General features: G+C 60.8%; 11 protein-coding genes. 8 read left to right on the plus strand and 3 right to left on the minus strand.

Going from position 1 to position 17,689, the window contains the following annotated elements; translation table 11 throughout:
* Nucleotides 1–83 precede the first annotated feature (83 nt).
* From M1K48_RS08310 to M1K48_RS08325, 4 genes are read left to right on the plus strand one after another with little or no spacing between them, the layout of a single operon-like run.
* Nucleotides 84–1,505, plus strand: a complete 1,422-nt coding sequence (locus M1K48_RS08310) for a tetratricopeptide repeat protein (protein ID WP_249454311.1) — start codon at nt 84–86, stop codon at nt 1,503–1,505.
* Nucleotides 1,502–3,004 (plus strand): exopolysaccharide biosynthesis polyprenyl glycosylphosphotransferase, encoded by a 1,503-nt coding sequence (locus tag M1K48_RS08315; protein WP_249454315.1) that lies wholly within the window; start codon nt 1,502–1,504, stop codon nt 3,002–3,004. The genes M1K48_RS08310 and M1K48_RS08315 overlap by 4 nt, the downstream gene beginning before the upstream one ends.
* Nucleotides 2,988–3,749, plus strand: coding sequence for a WecB/TagA/CpsF family glycosyltransferase (locus M1K48_RS08320; protein WP_249454317.1), 762 nt, complete (start codon nt 2,988–2,990; stop codon nt 3,747–3,749). Before M1K48_RS08315 ends, M1K48_RS08320 begins: the two co-directional genes overlap by 17 nt.
* Complete coding sequence (locus M1K48_RS08325) at nt 3,746–4,888, plus strand: cell wall hydrolase (RefSeq protein WP_249454319.1); 1,143 nt, start codon at nt 3,746–3,748, stop codon at nt 4,886–4,888. The genes M1K48_RS08320 and M1K48_RS08325 overlap by 4 nt, the downstream gene beginning before the upstream one ends.
* Nucleotides 4,889–5,007: 119 nt before the next feature.
* Here M1K48_RS08325 and M1K48_RS08330 read toward each other — a convergent pair whose 3' ends face one another.
* The 3 genes from M1K48_RS08330 to M1K48_RS08340 form a co-directional block, all read right to left on the minus strand.
* On the minus strand, nt 5,008–6,450 hold the full coding sequence (locus tag M1K48_RS08330) for an oligosaccharide flippase family protein (protein ID WP_249454321.1): 1,443 nt from the start codon (nt 6,448–6,450) through the stop codon (nt 5,008–5,010).
* A gap of 62 nt (nt 6,451–6,512) precedes the next feature.
* Entirely contained in the window at nt 6,513–7,247 is a 735-nt protein-coding gene (locus tag M1K48_RS08335; RefSeq protein WP_249454323.1) for an FkbM family methyltransferase, read from the minus strand.
* 75 nt (nt 7,248–7,322) lie between these two features.
* Nucleotides 7,323–8,684, minus strand: coding sequence for an O-antigen ligase family protein (locus tag M1K48_RS08340; protein ID WP_249454325.1), 1,362 nt, complete (start codon nt 8,682–8,684; stop codon nt 7,323–7,325).
* Between the two features lie 44 nt (nt 8,685–8,728).
* On the opposite strand from M1K48_RS08340, the gene M1K48_RS08345 reads away from it, so the two are divergent.
* The 4 genes from M1K48_RS08345 to M1K48_RS08360 all read left to right on the plus strand — a co-directional run bounded on the left by M1K48_RS08345 (nt 8,729) and on the right by M1K48_RS08360 (nt 17,689).
* Nucleotides 8,729–11,191: a WD40/YVTN/BNR-like repeat-containing protein gene (locus tag M1K48_RS08345; RefSeq protein ID WP_249454327.1), complete on the plus strand. Its 2,463-nt coding sequence runs from the start codon at nt 8,729–8,731 to the stop codon at nt 11,189–11,191.
* Between the two features lie 86 nt (nt 11,192–11,277).
* Complete coding sequence (locus M1K48_RS08350) at nt 11,278–12,165, plus strand: DUF6492 family protein (protein ID WP_249454329.1); 888 nt, start codon at nt 11,278–11,280, stop codon at nt 12,163–12,165.
* A gap of 418 nt (nt 12,166–12,583) precedes the next feature.
* Nucleotides 12,584–15,727 (plus strand): Ig-like domain-containing protein, encoded by a 3,144-nt coding sequence (locus M1K48_RS08355; protein ID WP_249454331.1) that lies wholly within the window; start codon nt 12,584–12,586, stop codon nt 15,725–15,727.
* A gap of 228 nt (nt 15,728–15,955) precedes the next feature.
* Nucleotides 15,956–17,689 (plus strand): type I secretion system permease/ATPase, encoded by a 1,734-nt coding sequence (locus M1K48_RS08360; protein ID WP_249454336.1) that lies wholly within the window; start codon nt 15,956–15,958, stop codon nt 17,687–17,689.

Consider the following 17,689-nt stretch of genomic DNA (forward strand, 5'->3'; position numbering starts at 1 on the left):
AAATCGGGGTATTGGAAGGTGTTCGGTGTTCTCACTCGACTCTTCTGGTCAGAATCCGCTCAAAGGTCTAGTCGAACCCGTTTATGAACCACAAGAACAGGTTGAGCGATATTCTGCTCCCGTCCCTGATCATGCTTGCTTCGCTGAGCGCCTGCGACAACCGCCAGGAAAAGGCCCAAAAAGCCTATACCGACTATCAGGCCGCGGTCGTGGCAGGCGATCTCCGTACGGCCAGGCAAGCCCTGGGCAAGCTGGTCGCGGCCGATGATTCAAACGCCGACTATTGGATCGAGCTTGGGAAGATCTCCGTGCAGTTGTCCGATTATGGAACAGCTTATGACGCCTTCCAGCGTGCACATGAGCTGAACCGCGGCAATGTCGAAGTACTTTCGATCATGACCCAGCTTGCGCTGCGCGGGGGCAATCTCGAGGTCGCCACCGATAATGCCCGTCAGCTCGAACTCGTCGCGCCGACCAACTCGGCGGTTCCGCTGACCAAGGGCTACGTGGCGCTGCGGCGAGGCGATTATGCCGAGGCAGAGCGGCAGGTCGCGGCGTTTGCGGCCCTTGCTCCCTTCGATCCCAGCGGAAAGATCCTGCAATCGCGGATTTTCATGGCTCAGGGGAAGCAGGACGACGCCATCACACTGCTTCGTTCGCAGGTCACTCAACAGCCTTCGGATGCGATGAGCCTGCGTGCGCTCGCCAGCATATACGAACTGCGCGAAGAATGGCGTGAAGCGGCCGCCGCGCTTCGAGCTTATCTTGGCTGGCAGCCGACCGATCAGCAGGCTCGTGTGCGGCTTGTTGATTCGCAGCTACGCGCCGGTGAGATCGATGCGGCTGCCACCGTCACGCTGAAAGGCTTGGAAAGCGAAGACATCGACGCCTTGGTCGCGCCATGGATCGCGCTGGGTCAGCAGGACAAGGTCGCCGACCGATTGTTTGCATGGGCTCAGAGTGCCAGCACCGGCCGCCGCATTGCCGTCGCCCGCTTCCTGACCTTTACCTCTCAGCCGACGCGCGCGATCGCATTGACCGAGAGGGAAGCGAGCCTGCCGGTCCGCCCTAACAATATTTTCGCCAATGCGATTTATGGCACGGCTCTGACGCAGAGCGGCCGAGCCCGTGAGGGACTGTCGCGCCTCGACGCCGTGATTGCGCTCGACGGCAAGAATCGTGAAGCACTGCGTGCCCGAGCGTTGCTGCGGAGCAGGGCTGGACAACATCGAGAAGCGATCGAAGACGCCCAGAAACTGGTCGCTGCAGACCGGGATGCCGCCCCCGCGCGTCTGCTGATGGCGCGCATCTACGCAGCCTCAGGGAATGCAGATGGCGCGCGGCGGACCTTGTGGGAGGCGTTTCACGACATCGGCGGAGATCGTTCCATCTACGATGCTCTGAAGCCACTTGTGGCAAAATCCGACGGCGCGGACGCGGCGCAACGACTCTCTCAAGAATTTTACGATAAGCGAAACGAACAGATAACCCGGAGCTTTGCGTGATCGCCCCCCCGGACGAGGACATCCTGTTGGAAGAGGCAGCGCCCTATGCGGCGGCGGCGGCGCGACCACGCGCGCCCAACGTGACGGCGACCGGCACGAGGTTCACGTCGAACATCGTCGGCCCGCTCCTGTTCCTGCGCGACATGCTGTGCTTCCTGCTCGCGTTCCCGGCGGCGCTGTTCATCTATGACGGGCTGTTCGCGCAGTCGCTGGTGCCCTCTGTCCACTTCTTCGCGGCGACGGCGATGCTCGGGAGCTTCATCCTGCTGCGAGTATCAAAGGACAGCTATCTCCAGAACCTGTTCACGCTCAACGAACGCGGCGACAGCGCGGTATTCGACGCGCTGCTGGGAGGGCTGGTCGCCACGGCGCTCGTCTTCCTATCGGGCATGGTGGAGAACTTCTCCCGCGGCGTGAGCGTCCTCTACGTCGCTGCCACCGTGATCTTCCTGGCAGCGTCTCGCTGGCCGTTCCATCGCATGCTCGACCGGATGGCGAACCGCGGCGTGATCGGGCAGCGAATCGCCTTTTACGGTGCGGATCCGGGGTCGATCGAGGCCATCCGCAAGGTGCTGGCGGCAAGCAACCTTAGCCACCTCCACTTCGTCGGCGTGGCCGACGACCGCCCCAAGCTGCCAGATATCCCCGAACTTCGCTTCATTGGCGGAAGCGACGAGCTGGCGACCATGGCCCGCGCCGGCGAGGTCGACCAGGTCCTGATCAGCGTCCGCAATCTCCCCCCTGCCCGCCTCCACGAGATCATGGAGCGGCTGAATTCCGTGTGCGTCGACATTTCGTTGATCCCCGACCAGGCGATCGACCTTGCGCCCGATTATCGGGTCCGCCTGATCGGCACCTTGCCGGTCCTGACCGTGTGGCAGCGCCCGTGGCGGGACGTCAGCGGAATGCTCAAGCGGACCGAAGATGTGATCCTCGCCGTGCTGGCGCTGATCGCGGTGTCGCCGATCATGCTGATTTCGGCCCTGCTGATCCGGCTGACCAGCGCCGGGCCGGTGCTGTTCGTGCAGCCGCGGGTCGGGTTCAACAACGAGGTCATCCACGTCCTCAAGTTCCGCTCCATGTATGCGGCGCAGACCGATCTGGTGGGCCTTCAGACCACCACCAAGGCAGACCCGCGAATCACATCCGTCGGAAAGATTCTGCGCCGCCTCAGCATCGACGAGCTGCCGCAGCTATTGAACGTCCTGCGCGGCGACATGTCGATGGTCGGTCCGCGCCCGCATGCGACCCACATGCGGGTCGGCGACCTGTTCTACCAAGAAGCGGTCAAGGGCTATGCCGGGCGCCACCGGGTCAAGCCGGGGATCACCGGGCTGGCCCAGGTCAAGGGCCTGCGGGGCGAGATCCGGACGCTCGAGCGCGCCCGCCGGCGGGTCGAACTCGACCAGCAATACATCAATCAATGGTCGGTGTGGCTCGATCTGTGGATTCTGATGCTGACCGTCAGGGCCGTATTCCTCGATGCCGATGCCTACTGAACGGGTGCCGTTCGTCGGCGTAGGGTTCGACCGGCTGACCATGGCCGAGGTGCTGGCGCGCCTGTCGGCCGTCACGAGCGCCACGCCCTATGGCTATGTGGTCACGCCCAACGTCGACCATGTCGTGCGGCTGGACGATTCGGCGCAGGCGGCGGAGCTTGAGCCGCTCTACCGGGGGGCCGACCTCAGCCTGTGCGATAGCCGGATCATCGCGCATCTGGCGCGCGCCCGCGGGTTGTCGCTTCCGGTCGTCCCCGGCAGCGACCTGACGCCGAGCCTGTTCGAGCAGGTCATCCGGCCGGGCGACCGGATCGCCATCGTCGGCGGGGACAAGGAGATGGTCGCCGACCTGGGTCGCCGCTATCCGGGCGTCGAACTGGTCCACTACGAGCCGCCGATGGGCCTGCGCCGCAACGCTGTTGCACGGACGGAAGCCGCACGCTTCATCGCCGAGGCCCGGGCGCGGTTCACCTTCATCGCGGTAGGATCGCCACAGCAGGAGATGATCGCGGGTGCGGTTCGGGCCTTCCCGCAGGCGACCGGAATGGCGCTGTGCATCGGCGCCTCGCTCGACTTTATCACCGAGCGGCAGCGCCGCGCGCCGCGGATCATGCAGCGGCTGAGCATCGAGTGGGTCCATCGCCTCGCCTCCGACCCCAAGCGGATGTGGCGGCGTTATCTGGTCGAGGGTCCGCGGATTTTCCTGCTCGCTGCCCGTCATCGCGGAGGCACCGCAGTTCGTTGATCGAGACCGTTACCCCGACCGGAGCACGGCACCTGACCTTGCCGGGTGCCTCGCCCGGCCGCCTTCGGGCGCGTCGTCAGCGCAGGCTGGCGATCATCCTGCTGGTCGCGGTCGCCCTGTTGCTGGCCGCAGCCATCGCCGCCGGGCTGCATTTCCAGCGAAGCTCCGCTGCCGCTGCCGGTGAACGGGAAGCGGTCAGGGCAAGCGCTGCTGCGGCTGCCGCTGCCATTCCCGAGCTTCCGCCGCCCGACCTGTACCGCCCGCTCAGCCCGGAAGAAGCGCAGAAGCTCAATGCCGAGCGCCCGGTCGAGGCCCCCACCGCGACCCCCGCCCTGCCCTTCAAGCTGCGCGCCGACGAAATCAGCCGGCTGCGGGCGATCGACTGCCTGACCCAGGCGATCTACTACGAAGCGGCCTCCGAAGGCGTCGATGGCGGCCGCGCGGTGGCGCAGGTCATTCTCAACCGGGTTCGCCACGGCGGCTATCCGAACAGCGTCTGCGGGGTGGTCTACCAGGGCAGCCAGCGCGTCACCGGCTGCCAGTTTACCTTCACCTGCGACGGCTCGCTGGCACGGACCCCGGTCGCCTATCTGTGGTCCCGCTCACGGCTGATCGCCAGCGAGGCGTTGGCCGGACGGATCTTCGCCCCGGTCGGTTACTCGACCCATTATCACGCCGACTATGTGGTGCCCTACTGGGCCGCGTCCCTCGACAAGGTGGCGGTGGTCGGGCGACACATCTTCTACAATTTCCGCGGTTCGGCCGGCTCGAAGGCGGCATTCCGCCAAGGCTATGCCGGGGTCGAACCGTCGGTCCAGCTGCCGATGGCGGAGGTCATCAGCGACAGCCTCGACACCCTCGACAATGTCACCGCGCCAAGCGAGTTGCCCGCCGAGGTCAAGGTCGAGGAAGACCGGGTCGAAGCGCTCGCTCCTGCGCCGCAGATCAAGTCGCAGGACAGCAGCCCGCTCGAAGCCGATCTAGCCCGCGGTCAGCTGATCCTCGGAGAGGCGACACCGGGCGCGACGCCTAAGCCGAAAGCCAGCGCCGAGCCGACGTGCAGGAGCGGGCCGGTGCAACAGGTGCGCGCAGTGGAATCGGCGGTGAAGCGGGTGGGAGCGAACGGGGTCGGTTGCTGAAAAAGTTCCACTGAACGCCAGTCGCCGGCAAGTGTCGGTGATCGCCTGATGGACGCTTTAGCGGTGCCGTTACGCACAGCCGACGATCAACTTGATCGGTTGATCATATGGGCCTGCTGCTAATGGCTCGGACGCAGCAAGCGCGCGCACTCTTGATAAAGTGGATGTCGTAGCCTCATCAGCAGGAGCGCCCAGCAGATCACCCCGAGAAATATCGTCCCCGCGAGTAGCAACAAAGGTGTTGCCGGCGAAAACCCGAACCAGACCATCAGTACGAACGCCGGAAGCACCGCGACCGACGTTATGAGCAGCGCCTCAAGATATATTCGGCGCAGCGCTCCGGGTGGACCGCCGACCATCTCGATCATCGGCCTGCGATAGAGAAAGTAGGCGAACAGCGCTTCTGCGACTTTAGCCACCGCAGCCAGCGTGAGGCTCAGCGTCGCTCCTGCCGCGAAGGCGGTGTAACCGAAGATTGCCCTCCAGGTCTCGATCCTTACCTGTTGCTTGGTGCGGTGCCGAAGGATGTGAATTTCCGCGGTCATCCCGATCGCCACCGTGATTGCGGCTGCGATGGTCAATAAAGAGAGCGGAACTGCTGCAGCCTGCCACTGATGTCCATATAGGGTTGCGATGATTGGCTCCGCCAGGACGGCAATGCCGACCATCATCGGCCAAAGCACTCCCAGCAGAAGCCGCATGAAGCGAAGGTAGGTTTCATGGAAAGTACCAACTTCCCGCAGGTCATTCGAAAGGCGGCTGAAGACGACATTGCTGCCTGCCCCGAAAACGTTGCTGTAAATGGTCGCAGGCAATCCGGCCGCACGGGTGTACACCCCCAGCGTTCCCAAGCCCAACAGCGATCCCATCGTCATCTCGCCGAGCCGCGTATTGAGCTGGGTAATTCCACCGATGCCGATCATTTCGAGACCGAACTTGGCGATGTTCCTTATTCCAACAAATCGCAGTTTCCAGACATCTGGACGCCAAATGGCGATGTTGAAGGCGATAGCAGTCACCCCAAACGTGATCACCTGCGCCCAAGCGAAGCTCATGTACGCAAAGCCGAAAAGGGCAAGCGCAATGGTCGAGCCCGCAAGGACAATCACCCGCAAGATAGCTAATGCGGATATCAAGCCGAACCGCATTTCCCTTGCGGCGAGCGCAGAGGGAATGAATTCCATCATTGCGAGAATTGGGAAGATCGCGAACACCAGCAGGAAGTTCGCCACCTCCTCGGAGTTTGCAAAGAAGCGGGCCACTGCCGATCCAACAAGTATGGCGAGGCAGTAAAGCAAGGTCATGAAGAAGTTTACGGTGAACAGAGATCTCAGGAGGTCGCGGCTGAGTTCCGCCTCGCGCATGATATACTTCGCGAGGCCCAATTGCATGAAGACGTTCATGATGGTCGTTGCAGCGACGGCCATCGCATAGATACCGAAGTCGCGAGGCGACACGAGACGGGCTACAATGACCGACGAAAAAAAGGTGATCAGGAACGAGGTTAAATGTGCGCCGTAGGTCCAAAGCAGCGAGCGTCTGACCGACATATCAGAAAGCAAGACCTGAGAAGCTGCGTATGAATCGTTTCGTCAATATGACGGAACTTTCTTGGGCTTCAGCGTCATTCAACGACATCACTAATTTCATGTTCGTAGAATTTTCGCTTGATACGGATTTGGCTGTCCTTCTTCACGAAAATCATGTCGCACTGGAATAATGCACGATCTTCATGACGTCGCATCATGTCACCGATATCGTAAGGAACGAAGCCACGTTCCGAGAGGTAAGCAATGACTTCCGAGATTAAAGGAGCGCCCTTGTTGTATTCCAGCAGGGCGACTTCAGCCATAATAACTTCAACATTCTTCAACGTTTCTTGCGCGCCGGCGAGGACTTGCAATTCATAACCCTGAACGTCGAGCTTAAGGAGAAGAGGGCCCGAGAGGCCAACTTGCAGATCGTCCAGACGGCGCATCGGCAGTGCCAGTTCGTCCCGGTCGAAAGCGGTCACTTCTTCGAGCACCGAAGCACCGGTTGGCCAGACGGGGTCGACATGAAAGGGGACCGCTGCCGCCTGCTCGGCACCCAGCAGGCATAGGGTGTAGGGAAAGCCGGCAGCTTCCAGATCAGCCCGCAGTGCTTCCTGTGCTTCCACCATATGAATGGGTACGCCGGTAAATATCTTGCTGGCTTTGAGAGCCCAATGACCCTTGTGCGCGCCGATATCAATGATGCCGCCCGGCCGGAAGTAGCGGGCCAGATTCGAAAGGCTTCCCCATGTTGATGGATAGCCAATTCTGAATAGCGAAGGGTCGCCGACGTGCCTGAGCCCCTTGCCGATAACTCGCGACAGCATGTCCTTACTTCCTTGCAAGTCTGATTACTTCAGCGGTGGAGCCTCCTGTCCGCGGGTGCAAGACAGGCTTTCAATTTAGGCGACTTCCAAGGCCGTCGCCTGACCGACTCTGGTAGGCGTGGCCCCGAAGCTGGGCTTCGCTTTCAAATCGATTTGCGATTTTCTGATGAGGTAGCTTCGAAGTCCCACGATCAATCCCAGGTTTGCTGCGAAGACATATTGGACGACGTAGACGGCGAACATCCACTCAGCCAGTGCGTGGAGGCAAATGGCGAGCAGGCCGCAGCCCATACCGATAAGAATGTCCGCCTCGGGCTCTCTTCGAAATCTGATCGCAGTCGCGAATGCGTACCAGAGGGAAGAAGCGAGCAAGGCGATCATCGCGAAAAGACCGAAATAACCCGTTTCCGCCGCAACTAGGAGGTAGGATTCGTGGACGTGTGCCGCACGATTGCCCGCAGACCAATTGACGCCGGCCCGGTCTGCATAACCCTCTGTGATCGAGACGAAGACATAGTGATTGGGCCCAATACCCATTGGGTTTTCCGACACGATCAGCCTAGCGGCGCGCTCGAAAGCGACCCGCTGTTCATCTTTTTCGGTCAGCCCGGCCGCCTGGGATGCCATCCGTTTTTCAATCGCTGAAAAGGCAAACGGCGCGCTTGCAGTCAGCAAGACAAATCCGCCGATGGCTAGCGCAATCTTCTGCCCGCTGAAGCGGATGACTGTCGAAAGCAGGATAGTGAGTGTGAGCATTGAGGCTGCGAGGAGGATCGTTGCCCGAGAGCCAGTAAGAATGACCACGATGATACCAGCACAGACACCAAGCAGAGCGCGGATGGGGGCACGCCTGGCCAGGACCATTCCCAGTGCGGGCATGAGCGCCATGTGGGAGACGAAACCAAGCAGATTCTGGTGTCCCAGCGAACCGCCCGTTTGAAAGACCCCATTCGCACGGTCCCACGAAGCGTAGCCGGCCTGTATGGATATCCCGGCGACCAGCCCGGTCAGGAGCGCTTTCTGGCCGTCCTGTGTCTGCGCCACTCGGGCGGCCGCCAGGAAGACCAGGAATACCCTGAGGAACTGGATCGGGTAGGCTAGGGCATACATGGGGAAGCGGGCCTGGATGACGGCTAGAGTGATCGCCACGAGATAGGCGATGAACGGCAGAACCAGAGCCATCTTTGGCCATCGCCCCCTCATTCCGAGAAGAATGCCCAAAGCCACAGCGTCGACTAGACTGACTTCCCAGCCTTTGACGTATCCGGCCCACATCGGGATCGCATAGGGAGCGATGATGAGGTGAAACGGATCAAGAACGAACGGAAGAAGCGTAAGCAGGCTCCAGGCCAGATGGGCTTGCCGAGGATTCGTCCGCAACCACCCGGTCAAGGCGACTACGGTGAAGAGGATCAATACCAGCGCTGCCCACTTCAACGTGCTCTCTCCTTCTCGTCACGGGCTTTGCGGTCATGGGTTGCATGGAGCAAGCTCGAAAGATTTGCGAGCCTTTTGAAGGCATCGAATTCAATGCTAACGCTGTAGTTTGCGACAAAGCCTTTACAGCTGGCAGCTCCAGCGAAGGTGAATTACTCGAAACTTGGGCGCCTGGAGAACAACGGTTGGATCGCAGGACTGCTCTGAAAGGCTTGGTTGCCGCTACAGGCGCGGGAGCCACATTTGGCTGTAGGAATGACGTGCTTGGCGCGACCAACATCGCATCTCCTGACAACGCGGCAATTGCCCAACCGTCGTTGCGACTCCCGAAAACCGCAGACTTCAAGTCTGTCACTCAAGCTCAAGTACCGATAGGCGCCGGCGGCTTCGTCAGTGGTATCGATATGAGCGCGGACGGTGACTTGGTGGCATGCAGGACGGACGTTACGAACGCCTACCTGCGCCGCCGATCGGATCGTCATTGGGCGCCGCTGTTTGCCCCCGAGACGATGCAAAAGCGCGATTATGACCCGCTTCCCGACTACGGCGATAAGGCCGACGGCATCGGCGTAGCCGGGATACGCATCGCTCCGTCCGACAAGAACATCATCTATGCGAGTTTCTGCGGCTATTTGTGGAAGTCGAAGGATGGCGGAAGGACAGTTCTCCGCACCGGGCTGAAACAACTCAAAATGCTTGCCAATTCCGGCGTGCAACGCCTGTACAACCGGACGATCGACGTTCACCCGACCGACCCGAATATCATTGTCGTAGGGAGTTGGGGCGAGGGAGCCTGGATTTCTCTTGATGGGGGCGATCGCTGGAAGCAGTTGACACTTCCGGCCTCGCTCCCCTCTGGCGACGGTCATCCGGGCATATACCTTGTTGCCTTCGACCCTACCAGATCCGGGCGCCTGAACATCTTCGTCACCGGGCGGGGACTGTATCGCTGCGACGATGTCAGAACCGGGGAATTCCGGCTCATACCAGCCGGTCCGACATTCTGCACCTCTCTGGTATCGGCAGCCAATGGCAACACCTACGTTTGCGAAAAAACAGGCCCCGGGCAGGGCGGGAGGCTGTGGCAATATTCGAGAACCGGATGGAGCGTCGCTCTTACTGAGCGCGAGGGACAGGCTTTTGCATACCATCCAGACTGTTCCGGCAAGGCCGTACTGATTGATCCGAATGGCTTTTTCATGATCTCTCTGGATCACGGAAAGAGTTTCACTTCGGTGGGGGATGGGCAATGGACCGCCTCGGGAAGTGAAATTCCTTGGATGGGCGGGTTATCGCTAATGTTCCCCGCCGAGGTCTTGTTCGATCCCCTGGAAGTCGATCGCTTGCTGGTCGCACAAGGGGTGGGGGTCGCGAGTGTCAAAACGAAGGGTTCACGCTTCCCGGTCCGGGATTGGTCCGCCGGGATCGAAGAACTTTGCGCTGTCTCAGCCGTCTGTGTCCCCGGAGGAAAGACCTACCTTTCAGCCTTTGACAAATCGTTTTGGCGAGTCGACAGCTTTGCCGGATATGCGAATGATTTTCGCTACCCGCTTCCAGCGGGCAGGAAGCACGATGCCAGCTTGGTCGCTTTCGCTTCGTACATGGACTATGTGAAGAGCGATCCCAATTTCCTGGTCGGTGTCATCGCACCCGCTGCCGATTCAGCGCCTGGATATACCGACAATGGTGGTGAGAGCTGGCACTCTTTTGCGAACGCGCCGGAGAGCGGCTGGGGAGTCGGCGGCTGTATCGCCGCCAGTACCAAGGAGAACATCATTCTCCTGCCATCCAATCGCGGCGTCGGTGTGTTCACGGTAGACGGTGGAAAGCGCTGGGAACCCGTCAAGCTCGATGGAGCCACGCCAACCGCCGGCTTTTCCGATGCCTTCTACATATTCCGCAAGAGCTTGGCTGCTGACAAGGAGCGGCCGGGCACCTTCGCTATCGTCTACACAACGTTGAAAAACGATCTCTGCGTGGAGCCCAAAGGCGGCTTGTGGGTAACTCGAGATGGCGGAAGGTCTTGGTCTCAAGTCTTCAAGGGTGTCATCGGAGAGGGTAAGTGCGCGCCGACATCAATGATCAACGCCGGAATCGATCCGCGCCAGTTCTGGCAATGCCAATTGGAGTATGTCCCGGGTCGGCCGGGAGAACTCGTCTACACTCCCTACTCAGACGCCCGTTCGGATCGATTTTATTGGTCTAGCAATGGCGGAGCGACTTGGGACCAGCTTCATCGCAGCATTCGCAACGTCCGCACATTCGGGTTTGGTCGAGCGCTGGAGCGGCAGGAGCGGCCCGCCCTCTTCTTCTGGGGTCAGGTCAAAGGTGTCGAAGGCCTGTACGCGTCCTACGACTGGTTCAGCAGCGAGCCCCGCCTGATCACCAGGCATCCGAGCCCGATGCTCGGAAAGGTTACCTGCATAGCTGGCGATCCCGATCGCCCGGGGCGATTGATCGTTGGCACGTCGTGCGCCGGTTGGGTGCGCTTCGAACTTGAGCTTTGAGATGAGACTTACATGATTGGCACTGAAAAACCGTTCGGCATGCTTGTGCCATTTTCTCTATCGCCAGCGTCCTGCAGGAGCTTTCGTTGAAATCGGTCGCCTTTGTAACGCCAACCTTTTCGCCCGATTTGGAACGGTGCGAACTCCTCGTCCGATCGCTCGACAAGTTCGCTCCCCAAACCCCTCACTATCTTATCGTCGACTCGTTTGAGATTCCCTTGTTTCGACATCTCCAATCATCGCGGACGGTGTTGCTGCCCGCGGAAGAAGTGATCGGACTGGCGCAGATCCGCCTTCACCTCCGGCAGAACTTCTGGTTGCATTGGCGCACCCTTCCGATGCGAGGTTGGATACGACAGCAAATCCTCAAGATGGCCGCCACTTCGTCGATTGATGAAGACGTCGTGGTCTGTGTCGATTCTGACGTGATCTTCGTCCGGCCTTTTCGCCAGCAGAGGTTGAGCCAAGATGGCAAGCTTGGTCTGCTGGATGTCGATTACGTTGATCCGATGGTGGAAAAGTGGACGATGACCGCCGAGCGATTGCTTGGCCTCTCTCCGGGAAGCGTGCCGAGGCGAGGACATGTCGGGCATTTGATCACCTGGTCGAAGGCGCACATGCGCGCGCTCCAGGGCCGCTTGGAAGAGGTCTCAGGCCAACCCTGGCAGGTCGCCATTGGGCGATGCCGGACCTTCTCGGAATACATTCTCTATGGCGTCTTCGTCCGAGAAATTCTGGACTACGGGCTAAGCGAGCATGCACCTTCCACTTTGGCACTGGTGCGGCAACCTTGGCACCATGACCTCTCAACAGAGCCGGGGCTGCTCAGCTTCATCGCCGAACCAGAGGAAGACAACGTCGCAGTCATGGTCCATTCAAAGTTCGGCATCTCGCCTCGCAAGGTGGCGGAGATTTTCGATGCCCTTGCTAGCGATTCCGATTTGCCGAATCGCGTTAACAGCGCGTCAATTTGATCAACATCGACTACTGCTGACAACGCTAGAGGCTCTACCAAGAGAGGAAAGGGCAACCGAAGTCGAGCTGCATTAATTTTTAGACTACCCAACTAGAAGAAACAAGCGATTACTTGTTTTTTTTGTTCCACTACTTGGCTACGCTTGCTCTCTGCTCGTCGTATATGGCGGTAATGTCCGTAGCAAAGTGGACTCAATTCTTTCACTGCGCGGTCAGGACGGGGGTGGTGTCCGGCTCCAACACTTTGATCTGAAAGAATAGTCTGCGCGGCCGAAGCAATCAGGCAGCGGTAGACGTGCTTGTCGCGGTGTCCAGACGCATACTGGATATTAATCAATTTGGACGACCCACCACTCTCACCTGCAAGCAAGCTTCTGGGATCAGCCTGGAGCGGCGATGTAAGTTCGGGAGGGCTGGATGGGAATTCTTTTCCCACGTGATACTGAATGGAAGCCAGTAACGATCGGCGCCGGTGGCTATCTCACTGGTATCGACATCGCTAAAGATGGAACCATGATTGCACGCGCCGACACTTACGGCGCTTTTATCTGGAACGGCACGGCCTGGCAGCAAATTGTCACCGCCCTATCCATGCCTGACTTCGCAAGCGGAAATGCCGGTGTCTACGAGATCCGGATCGCGCCGAGCAACTCCAATATCTTGTATATGCAGTTCGACGCCGGCATCTACAAAAGCGTCGATCAGGGCGCTACTTGGGTCAAGACCGCTTTCCGCGGCTCAACCTTTGATCCGAATGGCCAAGGCCGGATGGACGGCCAAAAGATGGCAATCGATCCGACTAACCCGAACGTGGTATTTGCCGGTACCCAGAAGGACGGCCTCTGGGTAACTCGAGACGGCGGGAGCAACTGGCAAAAGGTCGCTGCCGTGCCGCAGGGTAGCAACACCGGCGATCCGAGCATGACCGGTATTACAATCCAGGGCAGCACGATCTACGTCGGCACCGCCGGCGCCGGAGTCTTCCAGAGCAATGACCTTGGCTACACCTGGAATGCCATTGGTGGGCCTGCCGACATCTCCCATGCTACAATTGCTCCCGATGGAACCTATTACGCTACCGGCAACACCGACACCGCGCTGTGGAAGTTTGCGGGAGGAACCTGGACCAAGCTGATCGCGAGCGGCGTCCATGCGGTTGCGCTGGACCCGTTCAACCCCTTGCATCTCGTGGTCGCCGACACTGGTGGTAACCTCATCGAGAGCAAAACCGGAGGGACAACCTGGTCCGACTGGAACTGGGGGAAGCAGCTAGAATCGAGTGCTGACATTCCTTGGCTCGAGAATAGCGGCCTTTACATGTCGACTGGAGGGCTGGTCTTCGATCCCAATGTCGCTGGGAAGTTATGGCAGTCGGCCGGCGTCGGCGTGTGGAAGACGGATCTCCCGTCGAACATGCTGTGGGATACGCCTGTCGTCTGGAATTCCCAAAGCCGCGGTATCGAACAATTGGTGGCTAATGATATCATAGCGCCCCGCGGCGTGGACCCACTCTTCGCATCTTGGGATCGCGCCTTCGTCTCGATGCCGGACGTCGACAAATATGCCGCCAACTACAGCGGCGGTGCTTTCTCGATGGGCTGGTCGGTCGATTATGCCTCAAGTGACCCACGCTTCATGGTCGGCATCTCCGACTATTGGGGAACCGAGAACAGCGGCTACTCAACCGATGGCGGCAAGACGTGGACCAAATTCGCAGGTCTGCCTTCTTGGGCGAACTACACTGTCGGCGGTAGCATTGCCGCGAGCACCTCGACCAACTTCATCTGGGTGGCGACCGGCAACCAAGCACCAGCCTACACGCTTGATGGCGGCGTGACCTGGTCGAACGTCGTCATCCCTGGCGTCACCGACTGGAGTCTAGTGCATAACGCCTTTTACCTTAGCCGGACTTCGATAACGGCCGACAGGGAAGCGCCCAATACCTTCTACCTCTACGATCCAGCGACTGGACTTTACCGTTCGAGCGACGGCGGTGCGAATTGGACCAAGGTCTTTACTGGAGAAGTCTCCGATTGGTCGGTTTGGAATGCCAAGATCGAAGCTGTTCCCGGACGGGCTGGCGAGTTGTTCTTTACTTCAGGGGCTCTTGGTTCAAACACGATGGATCCCACTTTCACTGCGTTTAAGCATTCGACGGATGGTGGCGTCACCTGGACGTCGGTCGCCGGGGTTGGAGCGGCCACCTTCGGCTTCGGTGCGCCCGCCCAGGCCGGTGGCCCAGCGACGATCTATATCGTCGGTGAGGTAAACGGGGTCGACGGCATTTTCTATTCCAAAGACGACACGCAAACCTGGGTGAAAATCGGCGAGCGTCCAATGAACAGCCTTGATACGATCAAGACGATATCGGGCGATATGGACAAGTTCGGCTTGGTTTATGTGGGTTTTTCGGGATCCGGCTACGCTTATCTCGACTTCAGCGGCGCAGCCACCGCACCAGCACCAGTCCCTACACCTACCCCATCCCCCGCGCCGGTCAGTCCGGCGCCGACCCAGCTTGCCACGATCGCCAGCGCGCTTGACGATGTCGGCGGATCTTCAACCGTCGCCAACGGGGCCGTCACTAATGATGGCACGCCGACGCTGTCGGGGACGCTGTCGGCGGTGCTGGGTACCGGGCAGAAACTGTCGGTGTTCCGTGATGGCCAGCTGATCGGACAGGTGTCGCCTACCTCGACGAGCTGGAGCTTCACCGATCCGGGCGCCAGCGACGGCCAGCACGATTATGTCGTGCGGGTGGTCGATGCCGCAGGCAACAGCGGCACCGCATCTTCGGCTTTCTCGCTGAAGGTCGATACGGTGGCGCCGACCCAGGCGGTTAGCGTAACCGGTGCCGGCTCTTCAGCCAATAGCACCATGACGGCGTCGCTGGCGTCGACCACCAGCAGCGGTGGGACGATGGTCAGCGGCACGGTCGCCGGATCGCTCGGCACGGATGAAGCGCTGGTCGTGTTCCGCGATGGCGTCCGCCTCGGCACCGCTGCGGTGTCGAACGGCAGCTGGTCGTTCAATGACGGCGCCACCTCGGGCAGCGTCAAATATACCGCGCAGATCGAGGACGCCGCCGGCAACAAGGGTCAGATGTCGAACGCCTTTGCCGCGACACTGGGCATCAACGAGATTGGCGGCACCAACCGGAGTGACGTCCTGATCGGGACCGGTGGGATTGATCACATCACCGGCGTCGGGTCAGGCAAGGGGCTCGGCAAGGGGACGATCGATACTCTAACGGGCGGGGCAGGAAACGATGTCTTCGTCCTGGGCGACGGACGTGGTCGCTTCTACGACGACGGTTCGAATCGGTCGTCCGGATCGGCCGACTACGTCCGGATCACCGACTTCAGCGCCGGCGACAAGCTTCAGCTGAAGGGCGAAGCTAGCGATTATCTACAGGGTTGGATCAACAATCTCCAGGGAGCCCCCGGTACCGGAATTTATCATGATACCAATGGCAACGGCATCCTTGACGCCCGCGACGAGCTTGTCGCCCTGGTGCAGAATCACGGTCCGCTCGATGCCAGCAGCTTCATCTACGTCTGACCGGCTGGCTTTCTGAGTCTCGACGGCGTCCTTGCTACACTCAGGCAAGGGCGCCGTTGTTGCGAGTCCGGCCTATTCCCCACGCCGGGGTCGGAGCGCATTCACCCCGGGTCTAGCACCGTAACGGCCTATTAAGCATGTTCACCGATGAGCATTGCGGGTAAGCAGGGGCGCGAAGCGGCGGCCAGTTCGCGCAGCCAAGCCATTGTGGTGGGGTGAGAATATTAGATGAACGACGCGATCAGATTGGCGCTTCAGGCGTGCCGGCGACATTTCACGACGGCGATCGTGTTCAGCGCGCTGGTGAACCTGCTCTTCATCGTGCCGATGCTCTACATGCTCCAGGTGTACGAGCGCGTCGTTCCGACGCGCGGCCACACCTCGCTCTACATGCTGACGCTGGTGCTGCTGATCGGCCTCGTTACCATGGCGGCACTCGACACGCTGCGGTCGCGGTTGCTGGTCAGGGCGGGTGTCCGGCTCGACGCCGAGCTCGCCCGGACGATCCTCGAGACCACGCTTGGCCGGCCTACCCAAAGCGGTCAGCGCAACGCGCTCCAGGCGATGCGCGAATTCGACGTGCTGCGGCAGGCGATGACCGGTCCGGCCGTCCTCGCGGTGCTCGATGCGCCGTGGGTCCCGGTCTATGTCCTGATCGCCTTTCTGATCAGCCCGTGGATCGGGATGCTCGCGGTCGTCGGCGCCGTCATCGTCATCCTGCTCGCGATCCGCAACGAGCAGGTCACCCGGTCGCGCCTGCAAGAAGCCAACCAGGCGGCGGGCCTGGCCTATTCGGACTTCGAATCGACGGTCGCCTCGGGTGACGTGGTCCGCGCGCTCGGCATGCGCGATGCGATGGTCAACAGCCACCTGTCGCAGCGATCGACGATGATGCGGTTGCAGACCGAGGCCAGCCTCGCGTCGAGCGGCGTCACCGCCACCTCCAAGTTCGTTCGCCAGTTCCTGCAGTCGATGGCGCTCGGCGTCGGCGCACTGCTGGCGATCGACGGGAAGATCAGCCCTGGCGCGATCTTCGCCTCGATGTTCATCGTCGGGCGCGCGCTGGCGCCGATCGACCAGATGGTCGGCAACTGGCGGAGCATCATCCAGGCCCGCGGCGCGTGGAACACGCTCAACGGCCTGCTCGATCAGTCCGCACCGGACATCGCCATGACCCAGCTCCCCCGCCCGCAGGGTCGGATCGAGGTCGAAGGCCTGCACGTCACCTCAGAGAACGGGCAGCCAATCCTCCAGAACATCTCCTTCTCGGTGAAGCCGGGGCAGGTGATCGCGATCGTCGGGCCAAGCGGTGCCGGCAAGTCGACATTGGTTCGGGCTTTGGCGGGCGCCTTGATCCCCAATCACGGCCTGATCCGGCTTGACGGGGCCGACCAGCGCAACTGGGACCCGCAGCGGCTGGCCGAGCATGTCGGCTACATGCCGCAGGAGCCGGCGCTGTTCCGCGGCACGATCAAGGAGAACATCGCCCGCTTCCGCAACCGGATGGGCGAGGATCCTGCGCAGATCGACACCGATGCGATCGCGTCGGCGCAGATCGCCGGGGCGCATGAGCTGATCCAGCGGCTGCCCGGTGGCTACGACCAGCAGCTCGGCCTCAACGGGCGCGGGCTGTCGGCCGGCCAGTCGCAGCGGGTGGCCCTCGCCCGGGCGCTGTTCCGCGGTCCGTCGATCCTGATCCTCGACGAGCCCAATTCCAATCTCGACGCCGACGGCGACCAGGAGCTGCTGCAGTGCCTGCACCAGGCCAAGGCGCGTGGCACCACCATCCTGCTGGTAGCCCACCGGATGAGCATGATGCCGATCGTCGACGGCCTGCTGATCATCCAGGACGGGCGGGTCGCCGCTTATGGTCCCAAGGATGAGATCCTGCGGCAGATCAACGCCAAGAAGTCCGTCCCCGCCCCCACCCCCGCCCCGTCGCCGCAATCCGGAGTGGCCTGA

Origin of the sequence: Sphingomonas glaciei (genome assembly GCF_023380025.1) — a bacterium.
Lineage (GTDB): Bacteria > Pseudomonadota > Alphaproteobacteria > Sphingomonadales > Sphingomonadaceae > Sphingomicrobium > Sphingomicrobium glaciei.

Excerpts from the sequence above, each read along its gene's own strand:
- M1K48_RS08355 (WP_249454331.1), top strand. The coding sequence starts at position 12,584 with ATGGGAATTCTTTTCCCACGTGATACTGAATGGAAGCCAGTAACGATC.
- M1K48_RS08320 (WP_249454317.1), top strand. The coding sequence starts at position 2,988 with ATGCCGATGCCTACTGAACGGGTGCCGTTCGTCGGCGTAGGGTTCGAC.
- M1K48_RS08360 (WP_249454336.1), top strand. The coding sequence starts at position 15,956 with ATGAACGACGCGATCAGATTGGCGCTTCAGGCGTGCCGGCGACATTTC.
- M1K48_RS08335 (WP_249454323.1), bottom strand. The coding sequence starts at position 7,247 with ATGCTGTCGCGAGTTATCGGCAAGGGGCTCAGGCACGTCGGCGACCCT.
- M1K48_RS08310 (WP_249454311.1), top strand. The coding sequence starts at position 84 with ATGAACCACAAGAACAGGTTGAGCGATATTCTGCTCCCGTCCCTGATC.
- M1K48_RS08345 (WP_249454327.1), top strand. The coding sequence starts at position 8,729 with ATGGAGCAAGCTCGAAAGATTTGCGAGCCTTTTGAAGGCATCGAATTC.